Genomic DNA, 17,020 nt, shown 5'->3' with positions numbered 1-17,020 from the left:
TCCTCAGGCACGCATGATGCCCACGATCGCGTCGATCAGCCCGGTCGCGGCGTCGTGCCAGCTGGACCGGGGCGTTGGGCGGTTCTCGGCCAGCGCGCGTTCGCGCTCGGCCGTCATCTGCACGATCAGGTGCAGCGCCATGTCGTCCCGCTCGGCCCGGATCGGGGCCGGCAGGTCGGGCAGGCAGCGGTTGTAGCCGTCGACCACGGTCCGCAGGCTGGGCGAGTTGAGCGCCTCGTCGATCATCACGGTGCGCAGCTCGGGATCGGCCAGCACCTGGGCCGCGAACCGCGCGTACCAGGTGGGGTTGCCGAGTCCTTCCAGGTGCCCGGTGGCCGGCCGGACCAGGCAGGCCACCCACACCCGCAGGTCGATGGAGTCGGCCGCGTCGGCGGCCATGGCCTCGCGCAGCCGTTCGATCTGCGTCTGGTGCTTGTGCACGATGGCCCGCACCAGATCCGCCTTGGCGCCGAAGTGGTAGCCGACGGCGGTGTTGTTGCCCTGCCCCGCCGCCTCGCTGATCTGCCGGTTGGACACGGTGATCACGCCGTGTTCGGCGAACAGCCGCTCCGCCGCCGTCAGGATCGCGTCCCGCGTCGCCTGCGCCCGTTCCGTCCGCACCGCGCCATCGGCCATGATCAGCTCCTCACCATCGGACCGGCAGGGCGCTCAGCCCGCCGACCACAAGACCTTCCACTCGACGGAGATCTTCCGCCGGCACCGCCAGCGCCAGCGAGGGCACCCGGTCCAACAGCACCGTGAGCACCGTCTGCAGCTCGGTGCGGGCCAGCGACTGGCCCAGGCAGGAGTGCGGGCCTGCGCCGAAGGTCAGGTGCGGGTTGGGGGTGCGGGCCAGGTCCATCTCGTCCGCCTCGGCGAACTCCGTCTCGTCCCGGTTGGCCGCCGCCATGTCGCAGACGACCGTGGTGCCGCTGGTGATCTGCTCGTCGCCCACCTCGACATCCTGGTCGATGTAGCGCACCATGCCGAAGCCCAGGTTGGCGTCGAACCGCAGCGCCTCCTCGACCGCCGTGCGCACCAGGGACCGGTCCTCCAGCAGCCGCTCCCAGCGGGTGCGGTCGGCCAGCAGCATGCCGGTCATCTTGGCGATCATGTTCGCCGTCGTCTCGTGGCCGGCGATCAGCAGACCTTGGCCCGTCGCAACCAGTTCGGCGTCCGACAGGCCTCGCCCCTCCGCGTCCGTCGCCAGGACCAGCTCGCTGAGCAGGTCGTCTCCCGGCGCTCGGCGGCGGGCCGCGATGTGTTCTGCCATGTACGCCGCGAACTCGCGTTGGGCGGTCTCCATCTCCTGCTGCGTGTAGCGGGTCAGGTTGAGCAGGCTGTCCGACCAGTGCGCGAACCGGTCACGGTCCGATTCCGGCACGCCCAGCAGGTCGCAGATCACCCACACCGGCAGCGGAAAGGCCAGTGCCGCCTTGAGATCCGCCGGTTGTCCCTTGGCCGTCATCTCGTCGATCAGCTGGTTGGCCATCGCTTCGATGCCCGGGCGCAGCGCCGTCATGCGCTTCGCCGTGAACCACTTGCTGATCATTCGCCGCCATCGCTCGTGACCGGGTCCCGTCTGCGGCAGCACTTCGGCCATCTCGCTGTTGAAGACGCCGCCCGAGTCCGTGTCCGACAGCCGGGCCGCGTCCGGCGCGTTCAGCAGCCGTCCGAACCGGTTGTCCGACAGGATCTGCCGCACGTCCGCGTAGCGCGTGAGCAGCGTCGCGTCGTCGCCGCTCGGCATCGTCACGTGGGCCACCGGGCAGCGTTTCCGCAGCTCAGCCCACTCAACGGGTGGTTCCAGCGCCGCCGGTCGGGGTAGTGGGTAACTCAGTTTCTCCACGTGACCCAGTGAAGCCCTGTCTCCGCTTTAAGTCAAGTGACTGACTTATTGGGTTGTCGCCAGAATGGTCGTCATGCTTGTCACCTCCCGATCGGCCGCCGAGTACCGCGCCATGTTCGACCTCTCCCCCGGCGGCTCGTTCCTCGACTGTTGCGCCGGCGGCTCCAGCTTCGCCGCCGAGACGCCGGACGTCATCGCCGTCGATCCCGCCTACACCATGGGTTACGCCGCGATGTCCCGCCTCGTCCGCGCCGGGTTGGTCGACGGTGACCGCATGATCGCCGCGCACCGGGACCGCTTCGAATGGTCTTGGTACGGCTCCGTTTCCGCCCGCGCCGCCATGCGCCTGTCCGCCGCCGAGCTCTTCCTCGCCGACCTCCGCTCCCGTCCCAGCCGCTACATCGCCGCCGCCCTGCCCGATCTGCCCTTCGCCTCCGGCAGCGTCGATGTGGCGTTGTGCTCACACCTGTTGTTCACGTGGGCCAACCGCTTCGACGAGCAGTGGCACCTCCGGGCCATCACCGAGCTCCTCCGCGTCGCCCGCCGCGAGGTCCGCATCTTTCCCTTGGTACATCAGGCAACCGGCTCCCCCGTCGCGTTCCTCGACCACCTCCGCTCTTCCCTTCCCCCCAGCGAGCTCCGCCCCGTCCCCTACCGATTCCAACGCGGCGCCCACCACATGCTCGTCATCGACTCACAGCTTTGGTGACCTAAAGTCGTTACGCCCCAACGCTTCTCACCCGTTAGTGATTCGAGTCGATCACGCCCCGCGCGTAAACTCGCAGGTATGAACCCCGAAGTCGCTCGCATGGTCGAATGCGAACGCGAGATCCGCCGCCTCCAAGCCGAGCAACTCCGCCTCATCGCCACCCTCGACATCGACGAATGGACCGCCCACGACATCGGCCCCGCCCTGCAACTCTCCCCGTCCAACGCCACCGACCGCGTCACATGGGCCCGAGTCCGCCGTCACCCAATGGCTGCCCGAACAGCCACTACCCCGACAATCCTCGGTAGCGTCAACGACATGACGGTCAACATCCCGGTCGACACGGCGGAGCGGTCGGAGGCGGAGGCCCTCTACGACCTGTTCCAAGCACCAGCGCAGGCGGTCCGCGACGCGCTCGGCGTCACGCAGGCCCGTATGGGCGGCGGCATCGTGAACTCCACCCGGACCGACGAAAGCGGGTTCTGGAGCAAGGCGCTGGGATTCGGGTTCGACGAGCCGGTCACGGCGGAGCTGATGGGCGAGGTCTGCGCCTTCTACCGCGACGCGGGCACGCCGAAGGCGGTCATCCAACTGGCGCCGACGGTCATACCCGAGGACTGGACGGAGATCTGCGCCAAGCAGGGCATCACGGCCGGGGCGAAGTGGGTGAAGGTCGTTGCCGAGGTTGACGCGGTGGCGGACCAAGCCGTCGAGACCGAGGGCCTGGAGATCGAGCCACTGTCCCCGGAGGACGGTCCGAAGTGGACATCGGTGATGCTTGAGGTGTTCGGCATGGGAGACGAGCTGACGCCGGTGTTCGTGGCGATCACCGACCGCGAGGGCTGGAGGTCGTTCACGGCCCGGCTGGACGGTGAGATCGTCACCACGGGCACCATGTTGGTCCGCGGCGAGACCGGGCAGTGCTTCTCCGGCGCGACGCTGCCCAAAGCCCGAGGGCGAGGCGGACAAACGGCGATGCTGGCGGCACGGGCCCAAGCGGCCCGAGAAGCGGGCTGCCGGTGGCTGGTGACCGAGACGGGCGCGGAAGGGCCGGGAGAGCACAACACGTCCCTGCGAAACATGCTGCGCCTGGGCTTCGAGGTGCTGTACGAACGGCAGAACTGGGTCTGGACGCCGAAGACAGCTTGAGTGGCGTCTCATATCTGGGATAGTATCCCTAATGCGGGACACGATCTCGATGGACGGCTGGCGCGGCGATTGGCGGAGCTGCGCCAGCAGCGCGGCTGGTCGCTGGACGAGCTGAGCGGGCAGAGCGGCATCAGCCGCTCGACGCTGTCCCGGCTGGAACGAGCGGAGATCAGCCCGACAACGGCCGTGCTGAGCCAACTCTGCGCGGCCTACGGACGAACGGCCTCCCAGATCCTCGCCGAGATAGAAGACAACCCGCCACAAGTGCTGCACCCGGACCAACAGCCGACATGGCGGGACGACGAAGCCGGCTTCGTCCGACGCTCGGTGTCGCCGCCGCAACCGGGACTGAGGGGCGAGCTCGTCGAATGCACGCTGCGCCCAGGCGCCGACATCGCCTACGCGGTGACGCCGGTTCCCGGGCTGGAGCAACACATCTGGGTCCTCGAAGGCACGCTGGAACTCACCCTCGACGGCCACACCCACACCCTCGGCACCGGCGACTGCCTAAGGTTCCGGCTCTGGGGACCGTCGCGTTTCCGTTGCCCCACAGGAGATCCCGCCCGCTACGCACTGGTGGTGGTGTTGCCATGACGTACCTGCACCGGACGGCGACCCGAGCAGACCTGCCGGCCATAGTGGACATCTACAACGCGGCCGTCAGCGCCAGAACCAGCACGGCCGATCTGGATCCGGTCACCGTCGACGCGCGACGGGCATGGTTCGAAACAGCCCGACACCCCACGTGGGTCGGCCACCGGCCGGAAGATCCCGAGCACGTCACCGGATACCTGTCCTTCGAACCGTTCCTCAATGGACGGCGGGGCTACGACGTCACGCTGGACCTGGCGATCTATCTGCACCCCGAGCACCAAGGACGGGGCCAGGGCAGGGATCTGCTCCGCCGGGCCATCGACCACGCGCCGAGACTCGGGGCCCGCACGCTGGCCACCACGATCTTCGCCGGCAACGAGCCGAGCCTCAGGTTGTTCCGTGCCCACGGGTTCGAGGAATGGGGGCGGCTGCCGAGAGTCGCCGACCTCGACGGTGTGCCGAAAGACCTGGTGATCATGGGCAAACCGCTCTAGATCCCCACCCCGTCCGGAATCTCCGCGGAGTCGGTCAGGCGCAGCTTGCGGCGGGCCCGCTGGTAGAAGGTGGTGTGCCCGAGCCGAACCACGCGCGCGGCGCCGGGGCGGGCGCGCAGCTGGATTCGGTCGCCCGGGCCGACATAGCCGGCGACTCCGCCGTCCACCTCGACGGCCAGGCGGCCGCTGGTGGGGAGGATGTCCAGCTCCACATCGTCGTGCACGGAAAGCACGACACCCCGGCTCCACGCGGAGTGCGGGGCGGCGGGGGTGACCAACAGGGCCTCGACGGAAGGACTGGTGATGGGGCCGCCGGCGGAGAAGCTGTAGGCGGTGGAGCCGGTGGGCGTGGCGACGACGACGGCATCGGCGGCGTAGCTGACGAAAGGCTGCCCGGCGACGCGAACGGCGACAACGGCGGAGCCGTCGCCGGGGACGCGCACGACGGCGACGTCGTTGAAGGCGGTGACGGTGCGGTCGCCGAGGACGGCGTCGACGGCCAGGCGGGGCTCGATGCTGAACTCGTGATCGTCGATGGCGGTCAGGGCCTCCGGCAGATCGGGCACATCCACCTCGGCGAGAAACCCGAGCTTGCCGAGGTTGACGCCGAGCACGGGGGCCCGCTGCCCGTCGGCGATGCGCATGGCCCGCAGCATGGTGCCGTCACCGCCGAGGCTGACGACAAGGTCGGCGCGGCGACCGAGCTCGACGGGCGTGACGGGGATGGCGGCGCAGTTGAGCCGGACTATCTCGCCCTCGATGCCGAGGATCTCGATGTCCCGCTTGGCCGCCCAGCCGAGCACGGCGGCGACGGCGTCGGCGGAGTCTCGCTGGGGGTGCAGCACAAGACCGGCGGAATGCATGGGCAAAGTCTGCCCGCTCCGGACCGTTCCGGCGAGACCTGACCGCAGGCGCGGACGTATCCTGGGCCTATGAGTGCGACTACTCCCGTGCGGGGCCAGCGCCGCGCCGCACTGGTCGCGGTCGCCTCGCAGATGTTCGCCTCCCGTCCGTACGACGAGATCTACATCAGCGACATCGCCAAGGAGGCGGGCGTCGCGCACGGCCTGCTCTTCTACCACTTCAAGGACAAGCGCGGCCTGTACCTGGAAGTGCTCCGTCAGATGCAGGCCGAGATCAGCGCCCTGCACGACCGGCGCCCTGGCGAGGACACCAACCCGCAGTGGCTGCGCGGAGTGGTGCGGCGGCAGATCGAGTACCGCCGCGACCACGTCCACACGTCCATGGCGATCATGCGCTCGGGCGGCCAGGACCCCGAGGTCGACGAGCTGATCGAGCAGACCCGTCGGTCCGGGGTGTGCTTCCTGCGCCAGCTGCTCGGCGTGACCGGCGAGCCGGACCCGCTGATGCGGATCGCCATGCGCGGCAGCCTGGGCGCGGTCGACGAGATGACCATGGACTGGCTGTCGCACGGCCTGGACATGCCGCTGGACCACCTCGTCGAGCTGGCCTACGCCACCCTGCTGGCCATCCTGGGTTCCGTCTGCACGGAAGACCCGCGGGTCAGTGCCGCGGTCGCGGGGCTCGCGCCGGTCGGCTGATCAGACGGAGACCGACGCCCACAGGCCGTCGATCTCGCGCTCGGCCTCGGCCAGACTCTGCTCGGCCAGCGGAATCAGCTCGGCCATCGCCGGCACCACCGGGGCCAGGGTCAGCTCGGCCGTGATGAAACGCGGCTCAAGACCGGTCACCGCCAGGCCATGCGGCAGCCACGGCGTCACGTGGTCCCAGCCGTGGCGGGGCGTCTCGGGGCCGTAACCGCCGCCGCGGCTGCCCAGCACGATCAGGTCCCGACCCTCCAGCAGCCCGCTGCCGGTCGACGGGTCGAAGGACAGGCCCGGCGCGACCAGGTGGTCCACCCACGCCTTGACGCTGCTCGGCGCGCCGTAGTTGTACAGCGGCAGCCCGAGCACGATGGTGTCGGCCGCCCGGACCTCGGCGATCAGCTCCTCGCTGACCCGCCACGACGCGGCCTGGGCCGGCGTGTGCTGCTCGACCGGCGTCTGACGGGCCAGGCCGCCGTTGTCGTCGAGGTGCGGCACCGGGTTGCGGCCCAGGTCGCGGTACGTCACGGTGCCGTCCGGATGGGCCGCCCGCCACGCTGCGACGGCCCGCGCCGTCAGCTTCCGGCTGACCGACTCGTTCCCCTTGATGCTCGAGTCGATGTGCAACAGGTGCGGCATGCTGGTTCACCCCTGAGTTGACTTGACTTCATGTCAGTTGAGAGCTCAAGCATGCGGCTGACTTGACTTCATGTCAAATACTGCGGCACGAGTCACACCCCCGCGAGTCACGCTCTCGGACACAACGAAATACGGTTTCGAGCAGATCTGAGCCGCCAGTCTCGGATCTGCCCGAAACCGTATTTCGCACTGCCGGAGAGCGTGACTCGCGGGGGTTCAGGCCAGCTGGTGGTAGATCTCGGTCCACACCTCGGCCGGATCATCGCTGTGCGGGCCGTAGACCTCCCAGCGAACGCCGGTCCGGGCCAGCCTTTCCCTGTCGCACCAAGAGATCACGGCGTCATGGGCGGCGCCGAGCTCCGCGTACGATCCATAGTGGACGGTCTTGGCCACGCGGCCGGCGGGCAGCGAGGACGAGACGATGCGGCCGGTCAGCGGGCACGGCGCCGACAGTTCGACACCGACCTCGACGCGAGGGGTGTCGTCCAGGTACAGCATGACGTTGCGGCAGCCGCGGGTGATGTTGTTGGCCCGCAGGCAGGCCCACACCTCGCCGGACAACGCGGGCCACAGGGCCGGATACTCGGACCAGGTCGTGGTCGCGGGCACCACGGCCGTCGGCCGTGACTCGACGTCCAACACGCTCACGGAATGTGGCACGGACCACATGCTAAGGCCCTACCGTGGGGTGATGATGGTCGTGCTGTGGATCGTCGTGGCGCTGTGGGCGCTGGGCGAAATCGGGCTCCAGCTCCTGCAACTGCTGCGCAGCGAGCGGACCAAAACGCGCGAATGGGGCAGTTACGGCGGCATCATGATCACCGCGATCCTGGCGGTGGTGGCGGCCGGGCTGCTGCGGCGCGTGCTGCCGGGCCTGGCCTTCCCGTTTCACGAGCCGGGCTGGGTGCTGGCCACCGCGGTGCTGATCGCGCTCGGCGGCGGCTTCCGACTGTGGTCGATCGCCACCCTCGGCCGCTACTTCCGTGCGGTGGTGCACATCCAGGAGAACCACCACGTCGTCCGCACCGGTCCCTACCGCGTGCTGCGACATCCCTCGTACACCGGCCTGCTGGTCGGCCTGCTCGGGATCTCGCTGCTGTTCGGCAACTACGCCTCGGCGGTGGTGTTCGAGCTGCTGGTGATCGTCGGCGTGCTGTACCGGATCCAGATCGAGGAGCGGATGCTGCTCGACGGGCTCGGCGCGGACTACGCCGCCTACATGCGGGAGACGAACCGGCTCATCCCGGGCGTGTGGTAGTTGAGGGTTTTGCCCCTATCCCCGCACTTTAACGAGAAAAGTCTCATATGGGAGTTCAATGACACACTTGAAGGGTGGACATCACCGGACTCATCGCGCACATCACTGACACCTACGCCGGCGTGCGCGTCCTGACCCACGCCGGCGACTCCTTCTTCCTCTACGACCCGGACGGAGACCTCCCGCCGCAGCGGCAGCAGCCGTTCGTCACGATCGTCACCGGCGACCACTACGAGAAGGACTCGCAGCTCGACCGGGACAGCGCTTACCGCGTCAACATCGGCCTCACCAAAGCCGGCTACGCCGAGCTGCTCCAAGTGTCCACTGTGGACGACTACACGCCGAGGGACACGGTGCTGCCGCACCCGACCTACGCCGGCCAGCACTGGGTCTGCGTGGTCAATCCCGGCCCGAACACCACCGACACCGTGCGCAAGCTGATCGCCGACGCCTACGAGTTCGCCGTACGCAAGCACAACAACCGCCGCTAGCGATCACCGCACGGCCCGGTCGAAGGGGCACTTGTCCTGACACTGGTTCGGAAAGGCGCTCACGTCGACCGGGCGAGTGGGCGTCGCGTGAGATAGCTTGCCAGCCATGAAGTCACGCATCGCTGCCCTGATCGGGTCCGTGGTCGTCGCGGCCCTCGTCCTACCCGTTCAGACGGCGTCGGCGACCCGATTGCCCATCACCCACTGCACTTTCACGCCGACGCCCGACAATCCCGCGGCACGACCGGTGCTGCGGCCGGTGCCGATCGCACCCACCATCGGCACGTTCGACGTGACCTTCCACTTCAACTACGGGCCCGTGACCGTGCGGCTCAACCGCGCCGGCGCCGCTCCGTGCGCCGTGCAGAACCTCATCAGCCTGGCGGCACAACGGTTCTACGACCACAGCCAGTGCTGGCGGCTGTCCAACAGCGCGCGGCTGGGCGTGTTGCAGTGCGGGGACATCTACGAGGTGGAGAAAGGCGGCCCCGGCTACAAGTTCCCCGACGAGACCGACGGCGCCGAGACCTACGGCCGGGGCACGATCGCCATGGGCAACCAGGGCCCCGGCACCAACGGCAGCGAGTGGTTCATCGTGCACTCGTTCGCCCACATCCCGACCAACTACTCGGTGATGGGCACCGTGATCAGGGGCATGGACGTGCTGGACCGGATCGTGGCCGCCGGCATCATCCCCAGCGACCGCGGCCCGCTGGACGGCGCACCGGCCCAGCCCGTCAAGATCCTGCGCGGCACGCTCGGCTAGCGGTGGTCGACCTCGCCCGTCTCGAGCAGGGTGGACGCCGCGCCCACCACGTTCGGGTCGGGCTTGCCGATCACCTCGTGGTCCTTGTCCTCGTAGTCGACCAGTGAGAGCACGTGGCGCATCGCCTCGACGCGGGCGCGCTTCTTGTCATTGCTCTTCACCACCGTCCACGGCGCGTACTCGGTGTCGGTGGCGCGGAACATCGCCACCTTCGCCGCCGTGTAGGCGTCCCAGCGGTCCAGCGACTCCACGTCGTTGGGGCTGAGCTTCCACTGCCGCACCGGGTCGACCTGGCGGATCAGGAAGCGGGTGCGCTGCTCGGCCTTGGAGACGGAGAACCACAGCTTCACCAGCGTGACGCCGTCGTCCACCAGCATGCGCTCGAACGTGGGCGCCTGGTGGATGAAGCGGCTGTACTGCTCGGCCGTGCAGTAGCCCATCACACGCTCGACGCCGGCCCGGTTGTACCAGGAGCGGTCCAGCAGCACGATCTCGCCGGCCGTGGGTAGGTGGTTGACGTAGCGCTGGAAGTACCACTGGCCCATCTCGCGCTCGGTGGGCTTGTCCAGCGCCACCACCCGTGCCCCGCGCGGGTTGAGGTGCTCGGTGAAGCGCTTGATCGTGCCGCCCTTGCCCGCCGCGTCCCGGCCCTCGCACAGGATCACCATGCGCCGGCCGGACTCCTTGACGGAGTACTGCATCTTCAGCAGCTCGATCTGCAGCAGCCGCTTGACCAGGTCGTACTCCTCCCGGCTCATGCGGGAGTCGTACGGGTAGTTCTCCCGCCAGGTGTCCACCACCGAGCCGTCGGCGCGGAGCAGGATCGGGTCGTCCCCGTCCTCGTACTCCACGACCATGTCGTCGTGCTGCAGTTCGGGGAACCGGGACAGGACCTCGGGCGATTGCTGAATCACGGCTCAGGCTTACCTGCGGGTCACGGCGAGAACAAGGAACGGCGGGTTACGGGCGGATGGACTTCAGTTACCACTGAAGCCATAGTGTTTATTTCTCACACGCAATGCCATCGTGGTCACGGTCCAGCGCCTCCCGATAGCCGGGCTGTCCGCGGTAGAGCGGCGCGGCACCGGCTCGTTTCGCATCAGTGCAGTTCGCGTAGTAAACCGGAGGCGGCGCGGCCTCTTCGGTGGTCTGGGGCGGAGGTGGCGGAGCCTGCTCGGTGGTCCGAGGCGGAGGCGGCGCGGCCTGCGTGGTCGTCGTCGGCACGGGCGTCGGGGTGGGCGTGGGTTTGGTCACGTGCAGGGTGACCTTGCCGCCGCCGCTGTCCACCGACACGACCTGCCAGTTCGACTGCACGATGACCATCCGGCCGTCCACCGACTCGACATCGACGCGCAGGAAGCCGAGTTTGGCCAGCTCTTCCTTGGCCGCCGGCACGGACTTGCCGACCAGATCGGTGGGAATGGCCGAGGCGGAAGTGCTGGCGGTCGCGGTGGTTGTCGGCGTCACGGCCAATCCCGGGGATTGACACGCGGACAACATCGCGACCAGAGTCACGCCGGCGGCGATTTTCCCGCATCTGCGGAATTCCATGACGCCCTCCCCTTGCCCCTGCCGTACGGCCGGAAACATCGGCGAATTCCGTCGCCCGTTACATCCGATAAGGCCGGTCGGCGTCGAACCGGGCACTGGCCTAGCCTGCAAGCGTGGCGCTGGGTGAGCGGGAGTCGGAACGGGAGCGGCTGGCGGGGCTGGTCGGGGGGATCCAGGACCGGGGCGGGGCGCTGGTCGTCCGGGGCGAGGCGGGCATGGGCAAGTCGGCCCTGCTGGCGGAGATCGAGGCGCCGGGCGTTCGCACGCTGACGGCGGTGGGGGTGGAAGCCGAGCACCGCCTGCCCTACGCGGGCCTGCACCAGCTGCTGTTCCCCCTACGTAAGGCGATCGACGCGCTGCCGAAGACGCAACGAGAGGCCCTCGGGACGGCGCTGGGCCTGACCGATGGACCCCGGCCGGAGATCTACCTGGTGGGCATGGCGGTGCTGAACCTGCTGGCCGAGGCGGCGTCGACGGAACCCCTGCTGCTGATCGTGGACGACGCGCACTGGCTGGATCCGAACAGCCAGGACGTGCTGGCCTTCGTGGCCCGGCGGCTGGAATCGGAGCCGATCGCGCTGGTGGCGGCCGTCAGGGACGGGGAGCCTTCCCGATTGGCCACGGCGAATCTGCCGACGATCGAACTCGGGCCGCTGTCGGACGAGGCGGCGAGGGAATTGCTGAAAGACGTGCCGCCGTCGGTCAGGGTACGGGTGCTGAAAGCGGCGCGGGGCAATCCGCTGGCGTTGAAGGAGTTGTTCCGGGGCGATCCGTCGACGAGCGTGGAGCAGACGTTCGCCAACCGGGTGCGGAAGCTGCCGCCGGAGACGCGGCGATTTTTGCTGATCGCGGCGGTGAACGACACCAATGAGCTCGGTGAGGCGCTGGACGCCGCGAAGGCGGAACTGGTCGCGCTGGGGCCGGCGCTCGACGAGCACCTGGTCACGATCGCCCACGGCACGCTGACCTTCCGGCACCCGCTGCTGCGCTCGGCGATCGTCAAGGACGCGGAGCCACGGGAACGCCATCAGGCGCACCAGGCCTTGGCCGGCACGATCACCGAGCCGGACCGTCGGATCTGGCATCGAGCGGCGGCGACCACGGGCCCGGACGAGGAGATCGCCGCCGAGTTGGAACGGTCGGCCGAGCGCACCGAACGCCGGGGCGGCATGGACGCCACGGTGACGTCGCTGGAGTGGGCGGCCAAGCTGACGCAGGACCCCGTCAAACGGGCGGAGCGGCTGCTCAAGGCGGCCGGCGCGGCGGTGGAGACCGGCAATCGGGAGCTGGTCGACCGCCTCCTCGATCAGGCGTCGGCCGAAGACCTGACCAAGAACCAACGAGCGGTGGTCCGCTGGCTGCCGACTAACTTCGACGACGGCCTGCGCGGCGACGTCTCCGGCCCGGGCGACCTCGCCGACCTGGCGATCGGCGTGCTGGAGGACGGCAAGACCGACCTGGCGATGCAGATCCTGTGGGGCGCGGCGATGCGCTGCTTCTGGGTCGAGCCGGGGCAGGACGACCGTCGCCGCCTGATCAGGGCGGCCGACCGCATGCCGCTCGACCGCCACGATCCGCGCCTGGTCGCGATCAACGCCTACGTCACGCCGTTCGAACGCAGCCGGTCTGTGCTGACCGACCTCACCAACCTCGCCGGACAGCTGAACCGGGATGCCCTCGTGGACCGTTTCCTTGGCAGCGCGGCGATGCTGATCGGCGCCTTCGACCTGGCGGCCCGCTTCTCGGCCAGCGCCCAACCGGGCTTCCGAGCCCAGGGCCGCCTCGCCTTCCTGGCCCGGGCCCTGGGCGTGCAGGCATGGAGTTCGGTGCGGCTGGGCGATCTCGCCACGGCCATGACCGCCGCCGAGGAGGGCCTGCGCCTGGCCATCGAGACCTCACAGCCGTACATCCACGGCCTCACGCTGGCCACCCAGGCCGAGATCGCCGCCATGAGAGGCGACTTCACGCAGGCCGAAAGCCTTGCCGCGCAAGCGGAACGTGTCGGCCTTTCGGCCGGGGCACGGCCGGTGCTGGCCACCGTCCAGCTGGCCCGAGGCATTGCCGCACTGGGCGAGGGAAGGCACGCCGACGCGTTCGCGAACCTCGTGCGGCTGCACGATCCGGCCGACCCGGCGTACCAACTTGCCTTGCGCTGCTACACGATCGCCGAGCTGACCGAGGCCGCGGTGCGCTGCGACCAGCTCGGTGTCGTAAGCGAGATGATGCAGGAGTTCGAGATGCAGGCGACGCGGTCCCCGTCGCCGGCGCTCCACAGTGGACTCCGGCACGCCCGGGCCGTGCTCGCCCCGGACGACGAAGCGGAAAAGCTGTTCCGGGCGGCGTTGGACGTGGAGACGTGGCCGCTGGAACGTAGCCGAACCCAGCTCGCCTACGGGGAATGGTTGCGGCGGCAACGACGTCCCGCCGACTCACGGCCCCAGCTGCGGGCCGCCCGCGAGACGTTCGAGGCGCTGGGCGTGACGGCGTGGGCGGAACGGGCCCGCCGCGAGCTGCGGGCGGCCGGCGAAGCCAGCCCGGACCAGCACAACGACGCGTTCAGCGACCTGACACCCCATGAGCTGAACATCGCCCGGCTCGCCGCCGAGGGCTTGACGAACCGGGAGATCGGGCAGCGGCTCTACCTCTCGCACCGGACCGTGAGCACCCACCTGCACCGCATCTTTCCCAAGCTCGGGATCACCTCGCGCACCGAGCTCCGAGAGGTGCTCGGACCATGACGTACCCCGGCTACGTCATCTGACGGTCGCCTCGGTGGGGATCCGGTCACTAGCGTCGAGGACGCAGTGACCGCCTTTCCCGTCAGGAGTGTTCCGATGATCAGCAGGAGATTGTTCACGCAGGGCTTCGCCGGCGTCATGGCGGCGGGCACGCTGGCCGCCTGCTCGTCGGAGAAGGCCGCCGCGCCGGCCGCCGTGACCACTGCCGCCGGCCACACGAAGTTCGCCGCCCTCAAGCAGATCCAGGCAGGCCCGCTGAACATCGGCTACGCCGAGGACGGCCCGGCCAACGGGCCCGTGGTGTTCCTGCTGCACGGCTGGCCGTACGACATCTTCAGCTACGTCGACGTGGCCCCCGTCCTGGCCGCGGCCGGATATCGGGTCATCGTGCCGTACCTGCGCGGCTACGGCGGCACCACGTTCCTCGCGGCCGACACCGTCCGAAATGGACAGCAGGCCGCCACCGCCTCGGACCTGATCGCGCTGATGGACGCGCTGCACGTGGACAAGGCCGTGATCGCCGGCTACGACTGGGGCAGCCGGACCGCGGGCTGCGTGGCCGCGGTGTGGCCGGAGCGGGTCAAGGCGGCGGTGCTGGTCAGCGGCTACCTGGTGACCAATCTCAAGGCGCAGCAACAGCCTCTCACTCCGGTCGCCGAACGCGGCTGGTGGTACCAGTACTACTTCAGCACCGAGCGCGGTGTGCTGGGCTACACCCAGAACCGCCACGACTTCAACAAGCTGATCTGGCAGCAGGCCTCGCCGACGTGGAAGTTCGACGACGCCACCTACGAGCGCAGCGCGCAGGCGTTCAACAACCCCGATCACGTCGCCGTCGTCATCCACAACTACCGGTGGCGGCTGGGGCTGGCCCCCGGCGAGGCGCAGTACGACGCCGTCGAGCAGAAGCTCCAGGCCGCGCCGCCGATCACCGTGCCGACGATCACCATCGGCAGCGACTTCGACGGCGCCGCCATCGACGGCAAGGCCTACCGGTCCAAGTTCACCGGCCGCTACGACCACCGGATCCTCAAGGGCGTCGGCCACGACGTGCCGCAGGAGGACCCGCAGAGCTTCGCCAAGGCCGTCATGGACGCCGATCGACTCTGAGCAGGACCTCCAGTGCGGGGACCGGCTTCGGCCGGTCCCCGCACTTTTGTTCGAGCATTGTGGTCACATTCGAATACAGTGTGTCCATGAAGAGGGTGAGGCTGGTCGCCGACGATCTGGTCTACCCGGAGTCGCCCCGCTGGCGCGACGGGCGGCTGTGGATCTCCGATGTGCACGCGTATCGCCTGGTCACGGTGGGCGTGACAACAGATGTTGTCACCAAGGTGCCGGGACGGCCGGCGGGAACCTGCTGCTGGCCACGGCCCTGGACCGCCGGCTGAACGTCTGGGACGGCGCCGAGCTGCGAGCCGTGGCCGACGTGCCGGCCGATGGCCTGCTCAACGACATGATCGTCGGCCCGGACGGCCGAGCCTGGTTCGGCAACACCGGCTTCCGCCTGGGCGTCGAGGACCCGCGCCGGGGCGCATCTTCACCTACACGGCCGCCGAGGGGCTGAAAGTTGCCGCCGAGGACGTCTGGTTCCCCAACGGAATGGTGCTCACAAGCAGTGAATTGGTGGTCAACGAGTCGACCGCCGACCGCACCTCCGTGTTCGAGGTCCGGCCCGACGGCACACTGCGGCGGGACCAGGTCCGGGCCCGTTCCCGGACGGCTTGTGCGTGGACGCCGACGGCTCGTTCTGGGTCGCGCTGTTCCAGGGTGGCCGGTTCGTGCACGTCAGCGCGGGCGGCGAGGTGCTGGAGGAGATCGACACCGGCGGCCGGATCGCCGTAGCCTGCGCCTTCGGCGGCGGGTCGCTGTACCTCTGCACCGCCGAGACGACCATGGCCGAGCTGCGCGAGGGTCGCAGCCGCGGATACGTGGAGCAACTTTCGAATGTCTAGCAAACTTACGATAGTGTGTGGCAGCATGTGTGCCACCACACCCCCGCCGATGAGGAGCCGACCATGTCCCTCGAACTGAAGAAGGCCGTAGCGAACACCACGGGCCGTACCGGCTCCGACACCGTGGCCTCGACCGTCTCCACGGTGATCGCCGACATCCGCGACCACGGCGACGCCGCCGTCCGCGAGTACTCGGCCCGCTTCGACAAGTGGTCCCCGGCGCAGTTCCGCCTGTCCGCCGAGGAGATCGAGCGGATCACCGCCACCGTCCCGGCCCAGACCATCGAGGACATCAAGACCGTGCAGGCCAATGTGCGGGGGTTCGCCGAGAAGCAGCTGGCGTCGATGCTCGAGTTCGAGGTGGAGACGGCGCCCGGCGTTTTCCTCGGGCAGAAGCACAATCCCGTCGACGCCGTCGGCGCCTACGTGCCCGGCGGCCGCTACCCGCTGCTCGCCTCGGCGCACATGACCGTGCTGACCGCGAAGGTCGCCGGCGTCAAGCGGGTCACGGCCTGCACGCCGCCCATTCGCGGCGAGATCCCCGCCGCCACCATCGCCGCCATGCACCTGGCCGGCGCGGACGAGATCCTGCTGCTCGGCGGCGTGCAGGCGGTCGCCGCCATGGCCGTCGGCACCGAGACCATCGGCAAGGTCGACATGCTCGCCGGGCCCGGCAACGCCTACGTCGCCGAGGCCAAGCGGCAGCTGTTCGGCGAGGTCGGCATCGACCTGTTCGCCGGGCCGACCGAGATCCTCGTCATCGCCGACCACACCGCCGACCTGCTGCTGGTCGCCGTCGACCTGCTCAGCCAGGCCGAGCACGGCCCCGACTCCCCCGCCATCCTGATCACCACCTCCGAGGACCTCGGCCGCGGTGTCATCGAGCACATCGACCGCCTGCTGCCTGAGATGTCCACAAAGGACTTCGCCGAGCCGGCCTGGAACGACCACGGCCAGGTGCACGTCGTGGACGACCTGGCCGAGGCCTTCCGGCTGGCCGACGAGTTCGCCTCCGAGCACGTGCAGGTGCTGACCGAGAACCCCCGCCAGGCCCTGACGTCCATGAACCACTACGGCGCCCTGTTCCTTGGCGAGGGCACATGCGTCTCCTACGGCGACAAGGTCATCGGCACCAACCACACCCTGCCCACGCGGCACGCCTCCCGCTACACCGGCGGCCTGTCGGTGGGCAAGTTCCTGCGCACGGTGACGTACCAGGAGGTCACCGACGCCACGTCGAGTGCGGAGCTGGGTGAGCTGTG

The 17,020-nt window shown here is 69.1% G+C and carries 21 protein-coding genes; 14 read left to right on the top strand and 7 right to left on the bottom strand.

Features of this window, described 5'->3' with window-relative positions:
* Positions 1–3: 3 nt before the first annotated feature.
* Positions 4–636: a TetR/AcrR family transcriptional regulator gene (locus KUTG_RS44880; RefSeq protein WP_043725939.1), complete on the bottom strand. Its 633-nt coding sequence runs from the start codon at positions 634–636 to the stop codon at positions 4–6.
* Between the two features lie 10 nt (positions 637–646).
* Complete coding sequence (locus tag KUTG_RS44875; RefSeq protein ID WP_369794588.1) at positions 647–1,756, bottom strand: cytochrome P450; 1,110 nt, start codon at positions 1,754–1,756, stop codon at positions 647–649.
* 166 nt (positions 1,757–1,922) lie between these two features.
* Between KUTG_RS44875 and KUTG_RS44870 the strand changes: the two genes are divergently transcribed.
* From KUTG_RS44870 to KUTG_RS44855, 4 genes are all read left to right on the top strand, one after another.
* Complete coding sequence (locus tag KUTG_RS44870; protein ID WP_043732875.1) at positions 1,923–2,558, top strand: methyltransferase domain-containing protein; 636 nt, start codon at positions 1,923–1,925, stop codon at positions 2,556–2,558.
* Between the two features lie 78 nt (positions 2,559–2,636).
* Positions 2,637–3,707, top strand: a complete 1,071-nt coding sequence (locus KUTG_RS44865) for a hypothetical protein (RefSeq protein ID WP_198047536.1) — start codon at positions 2,637–2,639, stop codon at positions 3,705–3,707.
* Entirely contained in the window at positions 3,708–4,301 is a 594-nt protein-coding gene (locus KUTG_RS44860; RefSeq protein WP_255360983.1) for a helix-turn-helix domain-containing protein, read from the top strand.
* The gene (locus tag KUTG_RS44855) at positions 4,298–4,795 is read left to right on the top strand and encodes a GNAT family N-acetyltransferase (RefSeq protein ID WP_043725933.1); all 498 of its coding nucleotides are present in this window, start codon (positions 4,298–4,300) and stop codon (positions 4,793–4,795) included. Before KUTG_RS44860 ends, KUTG_RS44855 begins: the two co-directional genes overlap by 4 nt.
* On the opposite strand, the gene KUTG_RS44850 is transcribed toward KUTG_RS44855, so the two are convergent.
* Positions 4,792–5,658, bottom strand: coding sequence for an NAD(+)/NADH kinase (locus tag KUTG_RS44850; protein ID WP_043725928.1), 867 nt, complete (start codon positions 5,656–5,658; stop codon positions 4,792–4,794). The two genes, KUTG_RS44855 and KUTG_RS44850, sit on opposite strands and share 4 nt — an antisense overlap.
* 69 nt (positions 5,659–5,727) lie before the next feature.
* Between KUTG_RS44850 and KUTG_RS44845 the strand changes: the two genes are divergently transcribed.
* On the top strand, positions 5,728–6,357 hold the full coding sequence (locus KUTG_RS44845; protein WP_084580537.1) for a TetR/AcrR family transcriptional regulator: 630 nt from the start codon (positions 5,728–5,730) through the stop codon (positions 6,355–6,357).
* Here KUTG_RS44845 and KUTG_RS44840 read toward each other — a convergent pair whose 3' ends face one another.
* Both KUTG_RS44840 and KUTG_RS44835 read right to left on the bottom strand, forming a co-directional pair.
* Entirely contained in the window at positions 6,358–6,999 is a 642-nt protein-coding gene (locus KUTG_RS44840) for an FMN-dependent NADH-azoreductase (RefSeq protein WP_043725922.1), read from the bottom strand.
* Between the two features lie 216 nt (positions 7,000–7,215).
* On the bottom strand, positions 7,216–7,659 hold the full coding sequence (locus KUTG_RS44835; RefSeq protein ID WP_232241280.1) for a GyrI-like domain-containing protein: 444 nt from the start codon (positions 7,657–7,659) through the stop codon (positions 7,216–7,218).
* Positions 7,660–7,690: 31 nt separating this feature from the next.
* Between KUTG_RS44835 and KUTG_RS44830 the strand changes: the two genes are divergently transcribed.
* The 3 genes from KUTG_RS44830 (at position 7,691) to KUTG_RS44820 (ending at position 9,514) form a co-directional block, all read left to right on the top strand.
* Entirely contained in the window at positions 7,691–8,257 is a 567-nt protein-coding gene (locus tag KUTG_RS44830) for a methyltransferase family protein (protein WP_052396153.1), read from the top strand.
* A 74-nt stretch (positions 8,258–8,331) separates the two neighbouring features.
* The gene (locus KUTG_RS44825; RefSeq protein WP_043725918.1) at positions 8,332–8,748 is read left to right on the top strand and encodes a DUF6194 family protein; all 417 of its coding nucleotides are present in this window, start codon (positions 8,332–8,334) and stop codon (positions 8,746–8,748) included.
* A 106-nt stretch (positions 8,749–8,854) separates the two neighbouring features.
* Positions 8,855–9,514, top strand: a complete 660-nt coding sequence (locus tag KUTG_RS44820; RefSeq protein ID WP_043725915.1) for a peptidylprolyl isomerase — start codon at positions 8,855–8,857, stop codon at positions 9,512–9,514.
* Here the strand turns inward: KUTG_RS44820 and ppk2 are convergent.
* Entirely contained in the window at positions 9,511–10,371 is an 861-nt protein-coding gene (gene ppk2, locus KUTG_RS44815) for a polyphosphate kinase 2 (protein WP_043732868.1), read from the bottom strand. The genes KUTG_RS44820 and ppk2 overlap by 4 nt on opposite strands.
* Before the next feature lie 145 nt (positions 10,372–10,516).
* Positions 10,517–11,161: an excalibur calcium-binding domain-containing protein gene (locus KUTG_RS54760; RefSeq protein WP_232241279.1), complete on the bottom strand. Its 645-nt coding sequence runs from the start codon at positions 11,159–11,161 to the stop codon at positions 10,517–10,519.
* Positions 11,162–11,178: 17 nt separating this feature from the next.
* On the opposite strand from KUTG_RS54760, the gene KUTG_RS44805 reads away from it, so the two are divergent.
* The 6 genes from KUTG_RS44805 to hisD form a co-directional block, all read left to right on the top strand.
* On the top strand, positions 11,179–13,803 hold the full coding sequence (locus KUTG_RS44805) for an ATP-binding protein (RefSeq protein ID WP_043725912.1): 2,625 nt from the start codon (positions 11,179–11,181) through the stop codon (positions 13,801–13,803).
* 96 nt (positions 13,804–13,899) lie between these two features.
* On the top strand, positions 13,900–14,913 hold the full coding sequence (locus KUTG_RS44800; protein ID WP_043725909.1) for an alpha/beta fold hydrolase: 1,014 nt from the start codon (positions 13,900–13,902) through the stop codon (positions 14,911–14,913).
* Between the two features lie 86 nt (positions 14,914–14,999).
* Positions 15,000–15,194, top strand: coding sequence for a hypothetical protein (locus KUTG_RS44795; RefSeq protein ID WP_157495230.1), 195 nt, complete (start codon positions 15,000–15,002; stop codon positions 15,192–15,194).
* A gap of 29 nt (positions 15,195–15,223) precedes the next feature.
* Positions 15,224–15,370, top strand: coding sequence for a hypothetical protein (locus KUTG_RS59745; RefSeq protein ID WP_157495229.1), 147 nt, complete (start codon positions 15,224–15,226; stop codon positions 15,368–15,370).
* Positions 15,371–15,425: 55 nt separating this feature from the next.
* Complete coding sequence (locus tag KUTG_RS44790; protein WP_084580533.1) at positions 15,426–15,758, top strand: SMP-30/gluconolactonase/LRE family protein; 333 nt, start codon at positions 15,426–15,428, stop codon at positions 15,756–15,758.
* Between the two features lie 63 nt (positions 15,759–15,821).
* On the top strand, positions 15,822–17,020 hold a 1,199-nt coding region (gene hisD, locus KUTG_RS44785), incomplete at its 3' end, for a histidinol dehydrogenase (RefSeq protein WP_043732864.1).

It is taken from the genome of Kutzneria sp. 744 (assembly GCF_000568255.1).
Lineage (GTDB): Bacteria > Actinomycetota > Actinomycetes > Mycobacteriales > Pseudonocardiaceae > Kutzneria.
This window is presented reverse-complemented; position numbering and strand designations above follow the sequence as displayed.

Coding starts and splice junctions, on each gene's coding strand:
- KUTG_RS44880 (WP_043725939.1), bottom strand. CDS start 636: ATGGCCGATGGCGCGGTGCGGACGGAACGGGCGCAGGCGACGCGGGAC.
- KUTG_RS44870 (WP_043732875.1), top strand. CDS start 1,923: ATGCTTGTCACCTCCCGATCGGCCGCCGAGTACCGCGCCATGTTCGAC.
- KUTG_RS44865 (WP_198047536.1), top strand. CDS start 2,637: ATGAACCCCGAAGTCGCTCGCATGGTCGAATGCGAACGCGAGATCCGC.
- KUTG_RS44855 (WP_043725933.1), top strand. CDS start 4,298: ATGACGTACCTGCACCGGACGGCGACCCGAGCAGACCTGCCGGCCATA.
- KUTG_RS44850 (WP_043725928.1), bottom strand. CDS start 5,658: ATGCATTCCGCCGGTCTTGTGCTGCACCCCCAGCGAGACTCCGCCGAC.
- KUTG_RS44845 (WP_084580537.1), top strand. CDS start 5,728: ATGAGTGCGACTACTCCCGTGCGGGGCCAGCGCCGCGCCGCACTGGTC.
- KUTG_RS44840 (WP_043725922.1), bottom strand. CDS start 6,999: ATGCCGCACCTGTTGCACATCGACTCGAGCATCAAGGGGAACGAGTCG.
- KUTG_RS44830 (WP_052396153.1), top strand. CDS start 7,691: ATGATGGTCGTGCTGTGGATCGTCGTGGCGCTGTGGGCGCTGGGCGAA.
- KUTG_RS44820 (WP_043725915.1), top strand. CDS start 8,855: ATGAAGTCACGCATCGCTGCCCTGATCGGGTCCGTGGTCGTCGCGGCC.
- ppk2 (WP_043732868.1), bottom strand. CDS start 10,371: ATGGTCGTGGAGTACGAGGACGGGGACGACCCGATCCTGCTCCGCGCC.
- KUTG_RS44800 (WP_043725909.1), top strand. CDS start 13,900: ATGATCAGCAGGAGATTGTTCACGCAGGGCTTCGCCGGCGTCATGGCG.
- KUTG_RS44795 (WP_157495230.1), top strand. CDS start 15,000: ATGAAGAGGGTGAGGCTGGTCGCCGACGATCTGGTCTACCCGGAGTCG.